Origin of the sequence: Ensifer sp. ENS06, from assembly GCF_014852205.1 — a bacterium.
GTDB lineage: Bacteria > Pseudomonadota > Alphaproteobacteria > Rhizobiales > Rhizobiaceae > Ensifer > Ensifer adhaerens.
Genome location: NZ_JACVBC010000002.1, coordinates 565,738 through 583,157, shown reverse-complemented (window position 1 = coordinate 583,157; position 17,420 = coordinate 565,738). Strand labels below are relative to the sequence as shown.

Genomic DNA, 17,420 nt, shown 5'->3' with positions numbered 1-17,420 from the left:
TTGTTTGTGCGGACGGCGCAGGGGGGCGGTGGAAGGCAGCCCTGGCCGGGCGGTGGTTTCGGGGCCGTAGCCCTGGCGTTGGTTCGTCGAAGTGGTCGGTCTATGGGCTTGATCTTAGCGGCTGCGTTGGCGCAGAGTGATCCGAATTTTTCGGAGGACTATCTGCATGAATGCAGGGGGATGGGCGGATCTCGAACTGCTCGATCATCTGGTGCGCGGTGCGACGCTCAGCCAGGCGGCGCGCTCGCTTGGTGTCGACCAGACCACGGTGTCGCGCCGGCTTGCGGCGCTGGAGCGGCGGGTGGGGGCGGCGCTCTTCGACCGCATCGACGGCCGGCTGACGCCGACGCCGGTGCTTTCCCCCGTCGTCGAGCGGCTCCGGACGATCTCGGAGGAGGCGTCGCTGTCGCTGGCGACGCTGCTGCGGCGCACGGCGGAACTGCAGGGCCAGGTACGGGTGACCAGCATCGGCTTCGTCTTGAGCGCCATCCTGGCGCCGGCGCTTGCCCGCCTCGAACAGCGCCATCCGGGCCTCACCCTCGATCTCGTTGCCGACAACCAGATGCTGAGCATCGAGCGGCGCGAGGCCGACATCGCCATCCGCATGGCCCGCACCGGCGAAGACAGTGTGCGGGTGAAGAGCCTCGGCACGCTGCGTTTCCGTCTGTTCCGGCCGAGGGGGCAGGGAGAAGGCCCATGCCCGGTCGTGCGCTACGGCCCGGCACTCGCCCATGTGCCGGAGATGCAGGCGCTTGACCGGCTCAGACCGGATGCCCGCGTGGCGCTGACGGCCGACAAGCTGGAGATCCTGATGGAGGCGGCCCTTTCGCTCGGCGCCGAACTGATGCTGCCGGAGGTTTCGGCCTCACGCGATCCGCGTTTCGAGGCGGTGGACGAACCGGGGGCGGCCGCCGAGCGCCCAGTCTATCTGATGATGCACCCGGAACGGGCGCGCGTGCCGAGCGTGGCGGCGGTGGCGGCTTTCATCGAAGAGGCGGTTCGGGGGTGGAAATAGGCGGATGCCTTTGGCGCGATCCGTGGCGCCGTTCCGCAAGGGCGGAGATCTGCCCCTCACCCAACCCTCTCTCTGCCAAGCGGGGCGTGGGGACGACGGCGGCGTCCTCATGTGAGGCTGTCGGCGAAAGCGTCCGTGCTCTAAGGGCGCATCCACAGGGAAATCTCAAGCGCGAGTGTCGAGGCGAGCGGGTACCGCACGCGTCCTTCGCCCCGCCTGCGGGGAGAAGGTGCCGGCAGGCGGGTGAGGGGCGATCCCCTCACCGCGTGGATGAGGGGCGCAAAAACGGGAACCGAACACCGTGAATGCGCTCGGGAGAACGGCCATGGCCACCATCAGCCCAAGCCGCCATCGATGCTTACCGTTCAGCCCGCCGAGAACGCCTGCACCACGGCCTCTACCGCCCCCGGTGCCGCGACATCGACACAGCGGATGTCGGCTGCTCGCGCCGACTGCAGCATGTCTCTGTTCTCCCGAAGCGAGCGCTCAATGAATTTATTGATGATCCCGGCTTTCTGCTCGTATCTCTCGTCACGTCGCGCTTCGTCCAGCATCCGTTGCCGCAGGAAATCGTCGTCCGCATAGAGGAAAACGGCGGTGACACTCCCGGGGTCGAGTTCGGCCACATATTCCGGCCTCAGCGCTGCGCCCTCCAGTACGAACGGTTTTGCGCGTTGGCGGTGGTTGTCGATGATCTGGCGAATGCGCGGCCACATGTTTTCGTGATGAACCTTCAGGAACCAATGGATGGTGTCGTCCGTCAGGCTGGCATAGTATTCGGCCACTTCCGGCCGCACCGATGGCCAGGGCCTGCCGGGATGACGGCCGAGCGCGTCCGTCGAGATCAGCTCGCGGCCGAGCGAACCGGCCAAGGCGCCGGCGAGCGTCGATTTCCCGACATGCGAGCTGCCTCCGATCAGGATGCCGAGGGCCGGATGCTGCATGCGTTGAACTCCATTACAGCGAGTGGTCTGTCGTTTTCTAACGTGGAAATCGGTGCATCCGAAGAACGCGCCCTGTCCGGTGTAACAAGGTCATGGCTGTTGGATACCGGGGCAAGTCCAGCAATGCAAATGACCGTTGATAACCACCGGACGGTTCGTTCCTCTACCTTGCCGTGTGCCCTGGCTTTCGGCACTTTCGCGAAGCATTCGCTGTCTGCCGGACCTAAGCTACGGGAAAATAGATATGGCTTCGATTTCACGACCAATCGGCAGAGCCGCTGTTGCGCGGCTGATGGGCCTCTCGGCGCTGAGGCAGGCTGGGCTCCTTGCCCTGATTTCGCTCGTTGTTTGCCTTCGCCCGGCGGGGGCGATGCAGCCATGCCCTCCTGACAGCCAACTGCTTTCGAATGCGAAGATCGTGGTCGAGGCGCGTGTTAGGTCGTTTTCAATCGGAGACTCGGGCTTTTTGGTGGAGGAGGGCGTTCCGACGAGGATGGTGCGCGCGGAATTGGAGATTGAGAAGGTCATCAAAGGGAAGTTTCCGAAAAAGGAGGCAATCCTGTATGGCGGCGTGTTTCCCCCGGGGCCGATCAGGGAACTGGTTTTCATGGCGGCCATCTTCGGATTGGGCGAGGAAGACATATTCGAAGTGGAGCTATCGCGCCAGGAACTGGCGCCGGGAGTGGAATACTTTTCGTTAGGCAGTTGTATTTATACGAAATTTCCAGAACTGGTGACCGAACTTACTCGTACCGAACCGTGACGGTTCGTTTTCGACGACCGCAGGTGGCGCAGAGTTGCCGGAGCGCGCGGACGGATGAGTTGCAGGACCGTCATCCCCAGGCGACGTAAACAAAGCGGGCGAGAACAAGTGCGCCGCCTGCGCCGACAATCCCCCCAGAACCACGCAGAGATTGCGTCTTTCTCGTGCCGGAAACGCCTCGCCACCTTGATGGAGGCCGCGATGAAGAAAACCACGACAACAAGAATGTATGCCTTTTGATGCGGCGGCACCGTCGACCTCTCTCCAGTCTGCTTCTACAGCTTATGGCGCTCGTCTTTCGCCGTCACCGCCGAAATTTCGCCGCTTCTTGAGAATCGTCTTGACGCGTCAGGGACGCTTCACTAGAACACTGCGAACCGTACCGTACGGTACTGATCGAGGGCGAGGCAGCGTGCAGATGACTGTGGCGATGAGGGAGGCGAATGCCGGGGAGGGGCTGACGGAACGTCAGGGCGCCGTTCTCGAGCAGGCATTGCGACTTCTCGTCGACGGCGGCGAAAAGGCGCTGACGACGGCCGGCATCGCGCGTGCTGCCAATTGCTCCAAGGAAAGCCTCTACAAGTGGTTCGGCGATCGCGACGGGCTGATTTCGGCGATGATCGGCTTCCAGGCGAGCAAGGTGCGCACGCAGGACGTTGCCGCCCGCGCGCTCGATGCCGAGAGCCTGCAGCGGCATCTGATCGTTTTTGCCAAAGATCTGCTTGAGGTTCTCGCCGGTGACGTGTCGCTGGCGCTCAACCGTCTGGCGATCGGCCAGGCGAGCCGCGACGGCTCCAAGCTCGGCCACATGCTGCAGGAACGCGGGCGTCGGCAGATCGGCCGCCGGGCCGCAGCGCTGCTCGAAGCCGGCCGCAAGGCAGGCCTCTTGACGTTCGACGATGCCGACGAGGCCTATGGCGCGCTTTATGGGCTGATCGTCTCCGACTGGCATCTGAAGATGCTGCTCGGCGAAGAGGCCGGCGAGATGAGACAAAGTTTTGGCCGCAAGGCGGAGCAGGCGGTATCCGCCTTCCTTTCGCTTTACGGCACGAAAAGGTAACGGCCCGCAGCGCCGCGCTTCGAAAGAAGCGTAAAGGTCGCTGCGGCAAAGAAAAGTCACAGCGCCGCGCTTCGAAAGAAGCGCAAAGGTCGCTGCGACACCAGGAATTGCTGCAGGGCTCCGGAGCTCCCGGGTAATGCAGCGGAAGCAACTGACAAACAACGGGAAGGACCACAACAATGCGCGTCTATTACGATCGTGATGCCGATATCAACCTGATCAAGTCGAAGAAGGTCGCCATCGTCGGCTACGGCAGCCAGGGCCGCGCCCATGCGCTGAACCTCAAGGATTCCGGCGCCAAGGAAATCCGCATCGCTCTGAAGCCGGGTTCGGCAACGGCTGCCAAGGTCGAGGCCGACGGTCTCCAGGTTCTCTCGGTAGCAGAAGCCGCCAAGTGGGCCGACCTCATCATGATGGCGACCCCGGACGAACTCCAGGCCGAAATCTACAAGGCCGAAATCGCCGGCAACATCCGTGACGGCGCTGCGATCGCTTTCGCCCACGGCCTCAACGTTCACTTCGGCCTGATCGAGCCGAAGGCTTCGCTCGACGTCGTCATGATCGCGCCGAAGGGCCCGGGCCACACGGTTCGCGGCGAATACCAGAAGGGCGGCGGCGTTCCCTGCCTCGTTGCCGTTCACCAGGACGCTTCGGGCAACGCCCTTGACCTCGCTCTCTCCTACGCCTGCGGCGTCGGCGGCGGCCGTTCGGGCATCATCGAGACCAACTTCAAGGAAGAGTGCGAAACCGACCTCTTCGGCGAACAGGTCGTTCTGTGCGGTGGTCTCGTCGAGCTCATCCGCGCCGGCTTCGAAACGCTGGTCGAAGGCGGCTACGCCCCGGAAATGGCCTATTTCGAGTGCCTGCACGAAGTAAAGCTGATCGTCGACCTGATCTATGAAGGCGGCATCGCCAACATGAACTACTCGATCTCGAACACGGCCGAGTGGGGCGAATACGTCACGGGTCCGCGCATCATCACCGAAGAAACCAAGGCCGAGATGAAGCGCGTCCTCAAGGACATCCAGACCGGCAAGTTCACCTCCGAGTGGATGCAGGAATACAAGTCGGGTGCGGCTCGCTTCAAGGGCATCCGCCGCGTCAACGACAGCCACCAGATCGAAGAAGTCGGCGCCAAGCTCCGCGGCATGATGCCCTGGATCGGCAAGAACAAGCTGGTCGACAAGGCGAAGAACTAAGCCTTATCGAACGGTTGAATGAGGAAAGCCGGGGCGCAAGCTCCGGCTTTTTTCGTTTGGTGAAGCAAGGGTCCCCTCGCAGCCGACTGCGCCTCCTGGGGCAGTCGACCATGACGATCCTTGGCCCATCGACGCTACGGCCGTTCACGTGCAGGGCGCGCGCACCATGGCCCCGTTCCTGCCTGCGGCGTGCAAAATCAGCAGAAGTCAATTAGGAATTGTGAATATTCGGTAGTGCTGATATGTTTGGCGGGGTGATTTGCTACATCCTGGGGGCAGGGCAGATGCCACGCGTACCGATCAGGGAATACGCGGCAACTCGCGTTGAAGGCGAGGTCAGGGCGCTTGTTGCCAAGTACAAACTGGATGTCCGGCCGAGCGCGGCAGGCGAAACGGTTGCGGCCGACACGCTCGATCAATTGTTCGCTGCGGAAGACGAGCTAAAGCAGCTAGGCCCGCTCCGTTCCCAGCTGAGCGCCACCCAAGCCGAGCTGGCCGAGGCCAAACCATCCATGTGGCATGTGAAGGCGGCGACCGTGACTGCCGCCATATCCGCGGTTGCCGCCTGCCTCGCGACGGGATTGACGATGTGCTCCACCAAAGTGGCAGGCGATCAACTGGATGCGAAGAACCGGTATGAGGTCCAGATTCTGGTGGCAAACAAGCTTACAGAGACCGCATCGGCGCCCGCGGGCGAAGTGACAAACAGATTGTTTGATTTCAACAGCGCATTTGTGATCGCCAACGACCTCCATGAGGACGGCGGCTTTGTGAAGGGATGGCAGGAGTTCATCGACAGATATTGCGGACCGTTGAAGGACAAGAACTTCTATAAAGGCGACGACGATCCGCTCGCGGACACACGAAGCATTTGTCAGAAAAACACCCAGTAATTCCGTCCAGCTTCTTGAGGGAGAGGAATGATGTCGAGGACTCGTAGCTCCAGAAGAGCGTGGTCGCTGTGCTGCGTGACGTTCTTGCTCTCTATGACCTTAAACGCGTTGCCGGATCCTCGGTTTGCCCTCGCACAGGAAGCCACGCAGGACGCCGCCAAAGAGGAGCCGGTGAAGGACCAGTTTGACCTGATCGGATTCAAGCGCGAAAAGTTCCAGGAGGAAGCGCGGAAGGTCGACGAAGGAAATGAGATCGGGAAAGCGACCAGCGGCCTTGCGGAAGGCAATTGCCAGGTAGGCAAAGCACTGGTGGCGATCGTCTCGGGCGGAAACGAGCAGCTGCTTGAGGCAATGAAATCAGCGGCTTCCAGCTACAAAACCGCTATCGACTCGCTGACACTGCTGACGAAAAACAAGCGCTTTTCGAAAAAGATCAGCGCCAAGACGCTCGCCTGGCTGGTTCAAACGCAGTTGTTTACCGATCCGCTCCTCACGCAGAACGATCTTCTGGTGCAGCTACTGGCGCTCACGGTAGAGGCGAAGGAGGCTGCGGACCGTATCGCGGCCGGCAAGGGAAGCGACGCCGACTTGTCGTTCTTGATCGATGCGTCATCCAGGATTCCTCGGATGCTGATGGCATTTATTGACGCTGTCGTTACCTCTTGAGGTTGCCGCCAGCGGCTTGGTCGACGGTCTCCGCGATGGCGGCCAGGAGGTTCAAAATTCCTGCCAGGCCTGCAGCCTTTCGACCGTCGTCGTCGCACCGCCGCAGACGATCATCAGGATGCGCTCGAAGCGCGCCAGTCGGTCGGCGTGGGCGTAGGCGACGGCGAGGGCGGCGCCGCAGGCGGGCTCGACCAGCACGCGGTGGTCGTCGAGGAAGCGGATGCAGGCTTGCGCGGCGTCCGTGTCGCTGACGACGACGCTCTCGACCGGGCGCGTCTGGCTCAGCTCGAAGGCGCGCTCGCTGACCTTGCGGGCGGCGAGCGACGTTGCGATGCCGCTGACGTAGGGGAGTTCCGTCAGCGAGCCCGCGTCCATCGAGGCGGCCAGCGAAGCGGTGCCTTCGGTCTCGACGGCAAGGATCGGCACGTGGCCAAGCCCGTTGCGCGCGAGCCCCTCGGCAACGCCTGCAAACAGTCCGCCGCCGCCGACCGACAGCACCACGGCATCGAAGGCGAGGCCGGATCGCGCGACCTCGTCGATCATCGTCGCGTGACCGGTCCACAGCAGCGGGTCGTCGAAGGGATGGATGAAGGCGGTGTCGGCATCGAGGGAGGCGAGGGCGGCTGCATTCGCCTCATCCCAGGCGGCGCCGTGCACGATGACGTCGGCGCCCTGCTGGCGGATCAGGCCCTTCGCGCGCTCGGTCGTCGTTTCGGGAACGAAGACGGATACAGGGATCGAAAGCATGCGCCCGGCATAGGCGACCGCCATGCCGGCATTGCCGCCGGAGGAGGAGACGAAGCGCCGCTTGCCGGCGCGCGCGTGGTGCTCGCAGGCAGCGCCGACGCCGCGGATCTTGAACGAACCCGGTGGCTGCAGCGCGTCCATCTTCAGAAAGATTGAGCGGCCCGAGGCAAGCCCCAGCGGCAGGGATTCGATCAGCGGAGTTTCGAGGTGAAGTGGCATGAGATGTTCCGTTGCGGGCGCGATGCCGATGGGTGCCCCGGTGTGACGGAGCTCAGGGAGAATCGTGAGGCAATTTGCCCCCGATCGCCACGTCGGCGCAATATGGGGAAGCACTCCGCCGCGGATGGCTGCGTGTCATCTCACGGAACATCATGGATTTGCGGCGGCCATCACCACAAGAGGCCGCTCAGCGTCACGAACGCGACGAAGAGCAGGGACAGGACGAGCGACGCCTTGATTGCCGCCAGGGTATAGTCGTATCGGCGAAGTCTGTGTGTCAGCGTGTGGAACATGGGTTCGTCCAATCGTGAGTAAGCGGCGGCTCGTCGCCGTTCGTTCGAGCGAAATGCGGTGCCCGCAATTCGGCAGTGACGACAATGGCTACCCAGCCCGCGAAATTGGCCAGACGGCGGCTCGCCTTGGCGCGAACGCACGCATGCGCTGCTGTCGATAAAGGAGGATATGGCGGCTCGAGAGCCCCTCACACCGCGATAAGCCAAGTCGGCCCGTGTCGATCGTCAAACCATGCGCCTCAAAAGTGTCCGGCACAAGGAAGATCCCCTTGGCGGCACCCTTTTGCGTTCCAGCACACAAGCCTCATCCCGATTTTGGGCCTTTGCGAGCAAACGAGGCCAGGTCCCGGGGCGGCACGGCCTCCGGCCAGGGGAGGCGTCGGGCGCCGGTGTAGCGGGTAACGGCGCTGCGCCTTTGCGGCGCGCCGCCATCGTTCTCCCACTGTTCGAGATTTGCGGTTTCAATCTGACGCGGAGTGCGCTGCCCGCTCCGGCCCTGAAGCTCGCAAAGCAGGGCATCGGCAGTGGTAACGCCCGCCTGGAACCTGCCGATCAGAAAGACAGCGGCAAGACGGAGGCTTTCCTGGTCATCAAGGTCGACATGCTGGTGAAAGCCCGCGCGCCGCAGCACGCCGTCGAGCATGGCAAGGTCCGAGGGAATCAGTGGATGCTGCTCTGCGGATGACATAGGCCCCTCCTGTTGATGGGAACTGTCGTTTGCGTGGCGCATGCGTGCGAGCGCGCAAGGCGCGCTTCCAGGAACTCTACCCCCGGAGCGTCTTTCCGTCTCGGGTGGACCGTGCTGGGATGACCTCAGGGTTGACGCCCGTTGCCGGCGGCCAGGAGGGTGTGTGTTTTTCTGTGTCAGTCAGGACCGGCGCGATTTCCGGGTCGGCTTGCTTGCGGACACCTCCGCGGCCGGTTCGGCGGCGGCGCGCTCAAGGCGTTGCGCCTTGAGCTTTTCGGTCTTCTTGTCGCGGGCGATCTTTTCAGCCGCAACGATGGCTCTCGCCGTATGATCGGTTGCGGCCGCCTTGTCGCTCGCGGAGGTCTTGGCCGGCTTGAATGCTGCGTTAGCGTTGGGCGTCATGACCTGTCTCCTGAAACGGGCGGGTGCTGCCGACCCAGAGGGGTCAGCGCGTGCGCGCCGCCTTCTTGGGGCTGGGCAGCAGGCCTTCGCGCTGCAGCTTCTTGCGCGCCAGCTTGCGCTGGCGTCGGACGGCTTCCGCCTTTTCCCGCACGCGCTTTTCCGACGGCTTTTCATAGCTGCTGCGGGCCTTGAACTCGCGGAAAAGCCCTTCGCGCTGCATCTTCTTCTTCAGAATGCGCAAAGCCTGGTCGATGTTGTTGTCTCTAACGAGTACCTGCAAAACATGTTCTCCTGTTGTCGATTGCAGCGCGGGCGAGGCGCATGCGCCTATCTGCCGCGCTTGGCGCTCAGTTTCTTGAGCCAGGGGCCGGTAGCTTCCGCCTGAGCGGGGTCCGGTGTGGCGGTCTCGGCGTGTTCGATGTCGGTCGCAAGGACCGAGCGTTCAAATGTCTCACCGTCGACCCGTACGCGAAAGCGGGGCTCGCCGCGATCTTCCGTGGGCAAAAGGCCGACGATGACGCCGAAGGGGCTGATCAAGGCCGACTGTGTGGCGGATGCCCTCAGTTTGACCCTGTCGCCGATCTCGCAGGCCGTGCGGCTCATGACGAGCTCCATATCGGAAGTGAAGGGGCCAAAGATGCAAAAAGGCCGGGTTGTTCCCCGACCTCTTCCCATCATTCAAGCCTTTCCTGCCAGTACATCCGTGGTCAGAGAAGGGCGAATGACAAATTATTCGGCGCGCAGATTGTCGGCCGAGCTCTTGCCCGACTTGCGGTCGGCGACGACGTCGAAGGTCACCTTCTGACCGTCGGCGAGCGAGCGCAGACCAGCGCGTTCTACTGCGGAGATATGGACAAACACGTCGGTGCTGCCGTCATCCGGTTGAATAAAGCCGAAGCCCTTGGTGCTGTTGAACCACTTTACAGTGCCCGAAGCCATGACGATTTCCTTTCAATCGTGGAGTTTGCCAGAAAATATTTCTCTGGCGGTGATCGATATTTGAGAGGAGATCTGGCCGCGCATAAGCGCTGTGTCAAAGGTCACAAGCAATATTCGATGAGTTGATATATAGACGATACTTTTTGAAACTCAATGAAAATATTAAATTATCTATTTTCCCGTCCTTGTATAAGCCTTGTTAAAGGCCTGAAAATGCGGGTTTTCGTGCCGCTATTTTTCTTTCTATTGAACGCTCGGTCCCTGCCAATGGAGACTGAATATGGCGCATGGGTCAGCCGACAGCGCGACCGCTTTGGCGGCCGTGCATTTGTGTGATTGCTGTCGGGAGAAGTCTGGCTTGGCCTCCCGCATCGCGCCCGACAGCGTCGGGCGTCTTGTCAGACGGGCGAAGGTCGCTGCAGAACTTTGAAATCCTGCATGCTTTTGTCCTTTAATCGGCTACGGGGTAAAGCAAACACGCCAGACAGCGGTGGCAGGGGAGGTCAGGCGGCGGTACGCGTATCTGTCGCGCACCGCCCCCGCTTTTCAGGTGAAGGTCTGCGGCGAGACCTGCAGTGCGGCGGCGATGCGCTGCAGCTTGGCGGGATCGGTATCGGCGCCGAGCTCGATCTTGGATATTTCAATTTCCGTCAGGCCTGTCGTGACCGACAGATCGTCAACCGAATAACCGGCGGTTTCACGCGAACGCTTGATGGCGGCTCCGATTTTGACGCGGGACAGAGATGCGCCTGGAGCCTTGGTTAGGTCTTTCTTAAAGGACATGAAGTGTCTCCTTCGTTGGTCCACCGGCAAAGAACGCTGCCGGTTGAAGGGGGCCCAAAACTGAAATGCGACTCAAGGCAGATGAGTGCGAACCTAGGGCGTCGCTAATATAAGCGAGAAGTCCGCAGGCGCAAGTTTGCGCCCGAATCTTTGTAAAAATACTATTTATATCAATATGTTACCCTGTGACTATCGGGTGCTGGACGGTCCTTTTTCGGGCGATCCGGGGTACCGCGGCTGCTCGCCAATCGCCGTCCCAAGGACTGCGAAAACGGCGCCGAAACTCACGCCAGGCGCGCCTCGATCAGGAACGGTCCGCGCCGCGACAGCGCTGCGGAAAAGAGCGCGGCGAAGGCCTCGCAGGAGGTGGCAACGGCGGCTTCGACGCCAAGGCCGCGGGCAAGCGACACCCAGTCGAGCGCGGGGTTGTCGAGGTTCAGCATCTGCCGCGCATTGATGCCGATCTCCCCGACGCCGACATTGCGCATCTCGGCATGCAGGATGGCATAGGTGCGGTTGGAGAAGATGACGGTGACGATGTCGAGGTTTTCGCGCGCCTGGGTCCACAAGCCTTGAATGTTGTACATGGCGCTGCCGTCGGCCTGCAGGCAGATCACTTTCCGATCGGGGCAGGCGATGGCCGCGCCGGTCGCAAGCGGGATACCGTCGCCGATCGCGCCGCCGGTCTGCATGATGAGGTCATGCGGCGCGGAGAAGGCGGACAGGGCGAAGAAGCGCCGCGCCGAGGTGACCCCTTCGTCGCAGACGATTGCGTCCTCCGGCACCTTGTGCGCGACGATGACGGCGATCGCGTCTTCGGTGAGCGGGCCCGAGGGCTCGCCGGTGTCGGTGGGGGTGCCTGCCGTCGGCAGCGGCCCGGTCGGGCTGACGCCGAGTTCGTCGCCAAGCGCCTCCAGCGTCGCCTTCAGGTCTTCGCCATGGCGGGCAAGGGTTGCGACCGTGCAGCCCTCCGGCACCAGCCGGCCCGGCATGCCGGGATAGGCGAAGAAGGCGACCGGCTCGGGCGCGCCGACAAGGATGAGAACGCGGACGTCCTTGAGCGTGGCGAGCGCCATGTCGATCGGGTAGGGGATGCGCGCCGGCGCGACCCGTCCGCGGCCGCGCTGGGTGTGGGCGACCAGAACCTCGTTGAAAAGCTGGATGCCGCACGCAGCCGCGATCCGCCCGGCGACGGCCAGGCCATCGGCCTGCGCCGCAGCGCCGCTGACGACCATGGCGATCCCTTGAGGATTCGAACGTATCAGGCGGGCTACCTCGCGCACCGTCTCGGCGCTGGCCGGCCGCGGCGCTTCGATGGGCGCCTTTTGTGGCGCGGTGGCAAGGGCAAGCGTTCCCCAGGCGGCGTCGGCGGGCAGGATCATGGTGGCGACACCCGGCGGCGTCAGCGCGGCCTGAACGGCGGCGGCAACGGTGGGACCGACATCAGCCGGATCCTTCACGCGCCGGACCCAGTTCGACATCGGCGCGGCCAAGCTCTCGATGTCGGTCGTCAGCGGTGCGTCGAGCGGGAGGTGATGGGAGGCGTGGTCGCCAACGATGTTGACGACAGCCGCCCGGGCGCGGCGGGCGTTGTGCAGGTTGGCAAGGCCGTTGGAAAGGCCAGGGCCGGTGTGCAGAAGGGTCGCTGCCGGGCGCCCGGCCATGCGCGCATAGCCATCGGCGGCGCCGGTCACGAGGCCTTCGCTGAGGCCGAGGATGCAGCGCAGCTCCGGCTTGCGGTCGAGTGCCGCGACGAAGTGCATTTCCGAGGTGCCGGGATTGGCGAAGCAGACGTCGACGCCGTTTGCAAGCAGCGTATCGACAAGCACATCCGCGCCGGTGGTGCGAAATCCCTGGCCGCCTTCTCCCATGCGCGTATCCCTCGATGGCCCTCAAGGGCCATGATAGCGGCAACTTGCGCCGGTGCAACCGGCGAGCCGCCCGGCGCAGCACCAGTCGGCCAGCGCCAATCGGCCAGCGCTGCGCCGGCTCAACGGACGGGCATCAGGTCCGCTGCCAGGCGAGGTGGGCGCCAAGCCCGATCAGCACTGTGCCGCCGGCGCGCTGCATCAGGCGCTGCGCCCTGCCGGAGCGGCGCATCCGTGAGACGACGGCGCCGGCGAGGATCACGCAGACGATATCGGCCGAGGAGAACATCAGGTTGGCGAGGGCGCCGAGCAGCAGGAACTGCACCCAGATCGGGAAGGCGGCAGACGCATCGGTGAACTGCGGCAGGAAGGCGACGAAGAAGATCGCGGTCTTCGGGTTCAGTACTTCGACAGTGATGCTCTCGAAGAAGGCGCGGCGCGCCGATTTCGCCTCGGTCAGGGGCAGGCTGCCGTCGCCCGTCGCCTTGGTACGCATCAGCGTGAAGCCGAGCCAGACGAGATAGGCGGCCCCGGCAAGCTTCACCGCCAGATACAGCGTCGGCACCGCATGGAACAGGATCGAAAGGCCGGCAGCCGCGGCAATGACGTGCACGTAACAGCCGAGATGAATGCCAAGCGAGGCCATCATTCCGGCAGAGCGGCCGCGGGCCACGGTTTGCGCGGCGGCGTAGAGCATGGCCGGGCCCGGGATATAGGCGAAGATCGCCGTGGTGACGAAGAAGGTGAGGAGAATGTCGAGCGATGGCATGCGGTTATACCTCGTCTGCTGCTGCGTGGCCACTTGCGGGAGTCGTTGTAAGGGCTTGCGCGGGAAAGTTGAAGGAAAATCACAAGTGCTCGGGCCGGCGGGTCAGCCACCGGCGGTCCGTTCGTCCGTGGTCAGACCGGTATTTCCTCAGCGACGAGGCGATCCTCGCGGCGGGCGCTGGCGGCAAGCCCTGCCGCGACGCCGGTGCGGTCCTCGGCACTGCGGTTCTGGCTCATCTTGCGCTTGCCGTCGAGACGCTCGATCGGCAGCCTGAGGCCGATGATGCCGCGAAGCTGCGCCTTGACGAAGGCGGCGGGCGCGTCGCTGACCTGCCAGGGCTCGGCTCGTCTGGCCTCATGCCGGTTGGTCAGCCGCGTGACGATGTCGAGCAGCCGGTCCTCGTCGGTGAAGAATTCGGCCGCGCCATAGGCGTGCGCGGCGACATAGTTCCAGGTCGGCACGACCTTGCCGTGTTCGCGCTTGGAGGCATACCAGGAGGGCGTGACATAGGCGTCCGGACCCATGAATGTCGCCATAGCCGCGCCGATGACCGATGTCGTTCCTTGCGGGTTGGCGCGGGCGACGTGGCCGTAGAGCGTGCCGTTCGGCCCCTCGTTGCGATCAAGCAGCAGCGGCAGCGGGGTCGCAAGCAGCCCATCGGCCGTGGCGGTGACGAGGGTCGAAAGCGAAGCCGCCTCGATGATGTCGTGCAACACGCTCAGCGTTTCTTCCTTGAAGGCAGGCGGTGTGTACATGATCTCGCTCCTTGTGCTCGTCCCGTCATAGAGGCAAACTGGACGGCCAAGAATATCCAGTTTCCGTATAAATGCGTGGGCCAGCTTGTGACGATGAAGGAAGAGGCGACGGTCGGGACCGCCCGGCGGATCTATGAGGCGCTGAAGGCACAGGTCCTTGACGGCACCTATGGCGCCGAGGCGCTGCTGCCGTCGACACGGGCGCTCGCCGCCGAACTTGGCGTTTCGCGCACGACGGTGACGGCCGCCTATGAGCAGCTTCTGTCCGAGGGGTATCTGGAAAGCCGGCAGGGCGCGCGCTCGCGGGTCGCGTTGCTTGCGGCCCGGCAGGGTCCCGGCTCGGTGGCCGCGCCAGGGCGTCCAGCGAGCCAGAAGCATCGGGACAAGGGTGCGGCGGCGGTTCGCCTGTCACGCCTGGGGGCTGCCCTTTGCGACGGGCCGATCTGGATGCCGCCGGTTTCTGCTCGGCTGATTGCCGACTTTCGTTACGGCGACCTGTCGGCCGCGGATTTTCCGGAGGAGGCGTGGCGGCAGTCGGTCAACGCGGCGCTCCGCCGGCGAAGGCCGCGGCTTGCCTATGATCACCCCGCCGGTTCGTCTGCCCTGCGCATGGCCCTGCAGGCCTATCTCTGGCGCGCGCGAGGGCTCAGTTGCGATCCGGATCAGATCGTCGTCGTCAACGGCTCGCAGCAGGGGCTGGACCTTGCGGCGCGCGTGCTCGTCGATGCTGGCGACCGGGTGGCGATGGAGGATCCGGGCTATGTGATGGCGCGCCGGGTCTTTGCTGCCGCCGGCGCCGCGGTGGTTCCCCTCGCGGTCGACGCGGAAGGGCTGAGGACCGACATCCTCGAACAATTGGAGGATGCCAGGCTCGCCTATGTCACGCCCTCGCATCAGTTCCCGCTCGGCAGCGTGCTTTCGGCCCGGCGGCGGCAGGCGCTTCTGGCCTGGTCCAGGCGAACCGGGGCCTATGTGCTCGAAGATGATTACGACGGCGAATATCGATACGACATCCGGCCGATCCCGCCGCTCCAGACCATGGGGCAGGCGGAAAACGTGCTTTATCTCGGCACGATTTCCAAGAGCCTCTCGCCGATGCTCCGGCTCGGCTATCTCGTCGTGCCGCCGCCGCTTGTCCCGACCTTTGCCGCCGCCAAGCAACTGATCGACCGCCATTCGCCGAGCCTCGAGCAGGAAGCACTGGCGGCGATGATTGCAAGCGGCGCCTATGAGCGCCACATCCGCCGCAGCCGGCGCAACAATGGCCGCCGGCGGGAGGCCCTGTTGACGGCGCTCAAGGCGGAGCTCGGCGACGCGGCGACCATATCCGGCGCCGATGCCGGCCTGCATGTGGTCGTCTGGTTCGAGCAGTTGGAAAAGGCGCAGGAAGACGCGCTGATCGCGCGAGCGCGGGCGGCTGGCGTCGGCCTATATCCGGTTTCGCCGCTCTATGCGGCAGGTGATGCCGGCCATCGGCCGGACCGGGCCGGCATCGTCATGGGCTATGCGAGCCTCGAGGCGGCCGAGATCGGCAAGGGCGTGGCAGCACTTGCGCAGGTGTTGCGGTCCTGGGGCGACGAGAAGGCGGAGGCGAAGCCGTCATAGGTCGGGAGCGGGCGGAGCGGAGCCAGTGCGCGGCTGGGCATCCCGGCAGCTCGTTACGGTTAGCCGCTTGCGCCCGGCCAACGTCCCTTCATAGTGGCGGCCATTCCGCGTTTGCCCAGGCGACCTCCATGAGATCTCTTCGCATCCATCCCCACCTGCACGACGTTTTCGGTGAAGAGCAACCACTCGCCTATCTCGCCGCCATACTCCTGTTCGGAGCCGGCGTTGCCGTCGTCTTTGCGCTGTCTGCGGGGTCGATGCTTGCCGATCTTGCCTGGTGGCGGGCGGCGCTGGCGCTTGTTCTCGTGCTCGACATCGCCGCCGGCTGCGTCGCCAATTTCACGCCGTCGACCAATGATTTCTACGCAGCCCGGCCGCGCAACCGCTGGATATTCATCGCCATCCATTTCCACATCGTCCTCGTCGCGCTGCTTCTTGGCAGCGGGATCGCGGCCGCGGTTGTCGTCTGGGCCTATACGATCGCAGCGGCCGCGCTCGTCAACCGGCTGGCGGGGCGGGAGGCGCAGACCTTCGTCGGCGGGCTGCTCACAGCGATTGGCCTTGCCGGCCTGCCGCTTCTGCCCGGTCTGACGCCGGCGATGATGGCGGTCTCAGGCCTCTTCATGCTCAAGGTGCTCTTCAGCTTCGCCGTCGACCATTACCGCACGGTCCCGCACCAAGATGGGCAGGCGTCCAAAAACGGGGGACACGGCTGACGTCCTTGCCTTGCATGGCGGTCTTTACTAGCCTCCGGAAAGCAGGCTCAGGGGAGAGACTCGATGGCAGTTTCAGCGGCGGACGAGGCATTGCGCATTCCGACATTCGACGACGTGCAGATGGCCCGAAACCGGATCGCCGGGATCGCGCACCGAACGCCGGTCCTGACCTCGCGCACGGCCGATGCCGCCACCGGCGCCCGGCTGTTCTTCAAGGCGGAAAACTTCCAGCGCGGCGGCGCCTTCAAGTTCCGCGGTGCCTATAACGCCATCGCCGCGCTCAGGGAAAAGGGATCGAGGCAGGGCGTCGTCGCCTTTTCCTCCGGCAATCATGCCCAGGCGATCGCCTATGCCGCGCGCCTGCAGGGCGTCGCAGCGACGATCGTCATGCCCGCCGATGCGCCCGACATGAAGGTGGCGGCAACGCGCGGCTATGGCGCCGACGTCGTGTTCTACGACCGCTACAAGGAAGACCGCTCGGCCATCAGCGCCCGGTTGGCGGCCGAGCGCGGCGCCGTGCTGATCCCTCCCTTCGACCATGCGGACGTGATCGCGGGCCAGGGGACGGCAATTCTTGAGCTGATCGAGGAGGTGGGTGAGCTCGACCTGATCGTCACGCCGCTCGGCGGGGGCGGGCTGCTTGGCGGCACCGCGCTAGCCGCCAGGGAGCGCTCGCCCGGCGCGACCATCGTCGGCGTCGAGCCCGAGGCCGGCAATGACGGCCAGCAGTCGCTGCGCCAGGGCCGGATCGTCGAAATCGCCATCCCGAAGTCGATCGCCGACGGCGCGCTCACCCCCAGCATCGGCGCCCACAATTTTCCGATCATCCAGCGCGCGGTCGCCGACATCGTCACGGTGAGCGACGCACAGCTGGTCGAAACCATGCGTTTCTTCGGCGAGCGCATGAAGATCGTGGTCGAGCCGACCGGCTGCCTTGCGGCGGCCGCCGTGCTCGAGGGGGTGCTTGCCTGCGCCGGCAAGCGCGTCGGCATCGTCCTGAGCGGCGGCAATGTCGATCTGGCGACGTACGGCGCGCTGCTGCAGGCGACGTGAACTTTACCCGGACCGCCGTCCTGGTGCCCGCCATTTCGTCGAA

The 17,420-nt window shown here is 64.2% G+C and carries 21 protein-coding genes; 9 read left to right on the top strand and 12 right to left on the bottom strand.

Features of this window, described 5'->3' with window-relative positions; all coding sequences use genetic code 11:
• The first annotated feature begins 166 nt into the window (after positions 1-166).
• On the top strand, positions 167-1,015 hold the full coding sequence (locus IB279_RS12000) for a LysR family transcriptional regulator (RefSeq protein WP_034792878.1): 849 nt from the start codon (positions 167-169) through the stop codon (positions 1,013-1,015).
• 365 nt (positions 1,016-1,380) lie between these two features.
• On the opposite strand, the gene IB279_RS11995 is transcribed toward IB279_RS12000, so the two are convergent.
• Positions 1,381-1,959: an AAA family ATPase gene (locus IB279_RS11995; protein WP_192339222.1), complete on the bottom strand. Its 579-nt coding sequence runs from the start codon at positions 1,957-1,959 to the stop codon at positions 1,381-1,383.
• A gap of 244 nt (positions 1,960-2,203) precedes the next feature.
• On the opposite strand from IB279_RS11995, the gene IB279_RS11990 reads away from it, so the two are divergent.
• The 5 genes from IB279_RS11990 (at position 2,204) to IB279_RS11970 (ending at position 6,540) form a co-directional block, all read left to right on the top strand.
• Positions 2,204-2,722 (top strand): hypothetical protein, encoded by a 519-nt coding sequence (locus tag IB279_RS11990; protein WP_234824417.1) that lies wholly within the window; start codon positions 2,204-2,206, stop codon positions 2,720-2,722.
• Positions 2,723-3,134: 412 nt separating this feature from the next.
• A complete protein-coding gene (locus IB279_RS11985; RefSeq protein ID WP_034792897.1) occupies positions 3,135-3,782 on the top strand; it encodes a TetR/AcrR family transcriptional regulator C-terminal domain-containing protein in 648 nt (215 codons plus the stop codon).
• Positions 3,783-3,961: 179 nt separating this feature from the next.
• Positions 3,962-4,981, top strand: a complete 1,020-nt coding sequence (gene ilvC / locus IB279_RS11980) for a ketol-acid reductoisomerase (protein WP_034792899.1) — start codon at positions 3,962-3,964, stop codon at positions 4,979-4,981.
• Between the two features lie 284 nt (positions 4,982-5,265).
• Positions 5,266-5,874 carry a hypothetical protein gene (locus IB279_RS11975; protein ID WP_146749517.1) on the top strand — a complete coding sequence of 203 codons (609 nt, stop codon included), beginning with the start codon at positions 5,266-5,268 and terminating at the stop codon, positions 5,872-5,874.
• Positions 5,875-5,949: 75 nt separating this feature from the next.
• Entirely contained in the window at positions 5,950-6,540 is a 591-nt protein-coding gene (locus IB279_RS11970; protein ID WP_210338625.1) for a hypothetical protein, read from the top strand.
• Positions 6,541-6,591: 51 nt separating this feature from the next.
• Here IB279_RS11970 and IB279_RS11965 read toward each other — a convergent pair whose 3' ends face one another.
• The 11 genes from IB279_RS11965 to IB279_RS11920 all read right to left on the bottom strand — a co-directional run bounded on the left by IB279_RS11965 (position 6,592) and on the right by IB279_RS11920 (position 14,003).
• Positions 6,592-7,506 carry a pyridoxal-phosphate dependent enzyme gene (locus IB279_RS11965; RefSeq protein WP_112771027.1) on the bottom strand — a complete coding sequence of 305 codons (915 nt, stop codon included), beginning with the start codon at positions 7,504-7,506 and terminating at the stop codon, positions 6,592-6,594.
• A gap of 170 nt (positions 7,507-7,676) precedes the next feature.
• A complete protein-coding gene (locus IB279_RS37665) occupies positions 7,677-7,799 on the bottom strand; it encodes a hypothetical protein (protein ID WP_255380515.1) in 123 nt (40 codons plus the stop codon).
• Positions 7,800-8,103: 304 nt separating this feature from the next.
• Complete coding sequence (locus tag IB279_RS11960; protein WP_060605332.1) at positions 8,104-8,487, bottom strand: hypothetical protein; 384 nt, start codon at positions 8,485-8,487, stop codon at positions 8,104-8,106.
• 180 nt (positions 8,488-8,667) lie between these two features.
• Positions 8,668-8,889 (bottom strand): hypothetical protein, encoded by a 222-nt coding sequence (locus IB279_RS11955; RefSeq protein ID WP_060516031.1) that lies wholly within the window; start codon positions 8,887-8,889, stop codon positions 8,668-8,670.
• Positions 8,890-8,932: 43 nt separating this feature from the next.
• Entirely contained in the window at positions 8,933-9,169 is a 237-nt protein-coding gene (rpsU, locus tag IB279_RS11950; protein ID WP_034792958.1) for a 30S ribosomal protein S21, read from the bottom strand.
• 47 nt (positions 9,170-9,216) lie between these two features.
• Positions 9,217-9,492: a hypothetical protein gene (locus IB279_RS11945; RefSeq protein WP_060605329.1), complete on the bottom strand. Its 276-nt coding sequence runs from the start codon at positions 9,490-9,492 to the stop codon at positions 9,217-9,219.
• Between the two features lie 126 nt (positions 9,493-9,618).
• Positions 9,619-9,828: a cold-shock protein gene (locus tag IB279_RS11940; protein WP_034792962.1), complete on the bottom strand. Its 210-nt coding sequence runs from the start codon at positions 9,826-9,828 to the stop codon at positions 9,619-9,621.
• 546 nt (positions 9,829-10,374) lie between these two features.
• Entirely contained in the window at positions 10,375-10,611 is a 237-nt protein-coding gene (locus IB279_RS11935) for a helix-turn-helix domain-containing protein (RefSeq protein ID WP_034792964.1), read from the bottom strand.
• 284 nt (positions 10,612-10,895) lie between these two features.
• Positions 10,896-12,482 carry an acetolactate synthase large subunit gene (locus IB279_RS11930; RefSeq protein WP_192339221.1) on the bottom strand — a complete coding sequence of 529 codons (1,587 nt, stop codon included), beginning with the start codon at positions 12,480-12,482 and terminating at the stop codon, positions 10,896-10,898.
• Between the two features lie 133 nt (positions 12,483-12,615).
• Positions 12,616-13,248 carry a LysE family translocator gene (locus tag IB279_RS11925; RefSeq protein ID WP_192339220.1) on the bottom strand — a complete coding sequence of 211 codons (633 nt, stop codon included), beginning with the start codon at positions 13,246-13,248 and terminating at the stop codon, positions 12,616-12,618.
• 131 nt (positions 13,249-13,379) lie between these two features.
• Positions 13,380-14,003 (bottom strand): FMN-binding negative transcriptional regulator, encoded by a 624-nt coding sequence (locus IB279_RS11920; RefSeq protein WP_192339219.1) that lies wholly within the window; start codon positions 14,001-14,003, stop codon positions 13,380-13,382.
• Positions 14,004-14,078: 75 nt separating this feature from the next.
• On the opposite strand from IB279_RS11920, the gene IB279_RS11915 reads away from it, so the two are divergent.
• The 3 genes from IB279_RS11915 (at position 14,079) to IB279_RS11905 (ending at position 17,377) form a co-directional block, all read left to right on the top strand.
• Positions 14,079-15,608, top strand: coding sequence for a PLP-dependent aminotransferase family protein (locus IB279_RS11915; protein ID WP_309142278.1), 1,530 nt, complete (start codon positions 14,079-14,081; stop codon positions 15,606-15,608).
• A 128-nt stretch (positions 15,609-15,736) separates the two neighbouring features.
• Positions 15,737-16,324, top strand: coding sequence for a hypothetical protein (locus tag IB279_RS11910; RefSeq protein ID WP_127889171.1), 588 nt, complete (start codon positions 15,737-15,739; stop codon positions 16,322-16,324).
• A 63-nt stretch (positions 16,325-16,387) separates the two neighbouring features.
• Positions 16,388-17,377, top strand: a complete 990-nt coding sequence (locus tag IB279_RS11905) for a threo-3-hydroxy-L-aspartate ammonia-lyase (protein ID WP_034792973.1) — start codon at positions 16,388-16,390, stop codon at positions 17,375-17,377.
• Positions 17,378-17,420: the final 43 nt, after the last annotated feature.

What these genes read in the sequence shown, in the direction of transcription:
- IB279_RS12000 (WP_034792878.1), top strand. Translation starts at nt 167, where the DNA reads ATGAATGCAGGGGGATGGGCGGATCTCGAACTGCTCGATCATCTGGTG.
- IB279_RS11995 (WP_192339222.1), bottom strand. Translation starts at nt 1,959, where the DNA reads ATGCAGCATCCGGCCCTCGGCATCCTGATCGGAGGCAGCTCGCATGTC.
- IB279_RS11990 (WP_234824417.1), top strand. Translation starts at nt 2,204, where the DNA reads ATGGCTTCGATTTCACGACCAATCGGCAGAGCCGCTGTTGCGCGGCTG.
- ilvC (WP_034792899.1), top strand. Translation starts at nt 3,962, where the DNA reads ATGCGCGTCTATTACGATCGTGATGCCGATATCAACCTGATCAAGTCG.
- IB279_RS11975 (WP_146749517.1), top strand. Translation starts at nt 5,266, where the DNA reads ATGCCACGCGTACCGATCAGGGAATACGCGGCAACTCGCGTTGAAGGC.
- IB279_RS11965 (WP_112771027.1), bottom strand. Translation starts at nt 7,506, where the DNA reads ATGCCACTTCACCTCGAAACTCCGCTGATCGAATCCCTGCCGCTGGGG.
- IB279_RS37665 (WP_255380515.1), bottom strand. Translation starts at nt 7,799, where the DNA reads ATGTTCCACACGCTGACACACAGACTTCGCCGATACGACTATACCCTG.
- IB279_RS11960 (WP_060605332.1), bottom strand. Translation starts at nt 8,487, where the DNA reads ATGTCATCCGCAGAGCAGCATCCACTGATTCCCTCGGACCTTGCCATG.
- IB279_RS11955 (WP_060516031.1), bottom strand. Translation starts at nt 8,889, where the DNA reads ATGACGCCCAACGCTAACGCAGCATTCAAGCCGGCCAAGACCTCCGCG.
- IB279_RS11945 (WP_060605329.1), bottom strand. Translation starts at nt 9,492, where the DNA reads ATGAGCCGCACGGCCTGCGAGATCGGCGACAGGGTCAAACTGAGGGCA.
- IB279_RS11940 (WP_034792962.1), bottom strand. Translation starts at nt 9,828, where the DNA reads ATGGCTTCGGGCACTGTAAAGTGGTTCAACAGCACCAAGGGCTTCGGC.
- IB279_RS11935 (WP_034792964.1), bottom strand. Translation starts at nt 10,611, where the DNA reads ATGTCCTTTAAGAAAGACCTAACCAAGGCTCCAGGCGCATCTCTGTCC.
- IB279_RS11930 (WP_192339221.1), bottom strand. Translation starts at nt 12,482, where the DNA reads ATGGGAGAAGGCGGCCAGGGATTTCGCACCACCGGCGCGGATGTGCTT.
- IB279_RS11925 (WP_192339220.1), bottom strand. Translation starts at nt 13,248, where the DNA reads ATGCCATCGCTCGACATTCTCCTCACCTTCTTCGTCACCACGGCGATC.
- IB279_RS11920 (WP_192339219.1), bottom strand. Translation starts at nt 14,003, where the DNA reads ATGTACACACCGCCTGCCTTCAAGGAAGAAACGCTGAGCGTGTTGCAC.
- IB279_RS11910 (WP_127889171.1), top strand. Translation starts at nt 15,737, where the DNA reads ATGAGATCTCTTCGCATCCATCCCCACCTGCACGACGTTTTCGGTGAA.
- IB279_RS11905 (WP_034792973.1), top strand. Translation starts at nt 16,388, where the DNA reads ATGGCAGTTTCAGCGGCGGACGAGGCATTGCGCATTCCGACATTCGAC.